Source organism: Empedobacter sp. UBA7611, from assembly GCF_002484365.1.
GTDB lineage: Bacteria > Bacteroidota > Bacteroidia > Flavobacteriales > Weeksellaceae > Empedobacter > Empedobacter falsenii_B.
Genome location: NZ_DLJR01000040.1, coordinates 50,880 through 51,399 on the forward strand (window position 1 = coordinate 50,880; position 520 = coordinate 51,399).

At 32.3% G+C, this 520-nt stretch carries 1 protein-coding gene; it reads left to right on the forward strand.

Features of this window, described 5'->3' with window-relative positions:
• Positions 1-478: F0F1 ATP synthase subunit A (gene atpB / locus B3R94_RS06520; RefSeq protein ID WP_291099471.1), on the forward strand; the 478-nt coding region annotated here is incomplete at its 5' end.
• Positions 479-520 lie beyond the last annotated feature (42 nt).

A 520-nucleotide genomic window follows, 5' to 3' on the forward strand; every position in this document is an offset into this window, starting at 1 on the left:
GCCATATTTATTAACGTTATTTTTCTTCATTTGGATCAACAATTTATTAGGATTGTTACCAGGTGCAGCTAACGTTACAGGTAATATCGCAGTTACGTTTGTATTAGCATTAATTGCATTAATCGTAATTAATTTCTCAGGAAATAAAGGTTACTGGGGACATATGTTATGGATGCCAGGTGTACCGGTTCCAGTAAAATTAATTTTAGCTCCAATTGAGTTAATCGGGATTATTACAAAACCTTTCGCCTTAATGATTCGTTTATTTGCGAACATTACAGCAGGTCACATCATCATTATGTCGTTAATTTCGTTAATCTTTATTTTCCAAACAGAAGCTATGGCAGGTGGATCTATTCCATTAGCGTTATTTATCTACTGTTTAGAGTTGTTAGTAGCGGCATTACAAGCGTTCGTATTCACAATGTTAGTTTCGTTATTTATCGGAACAGCAGTAGCAGAACACGATCACCATTAAGAATAAAATATAAAAAACAATAAAATAATTTTTTAATAATTA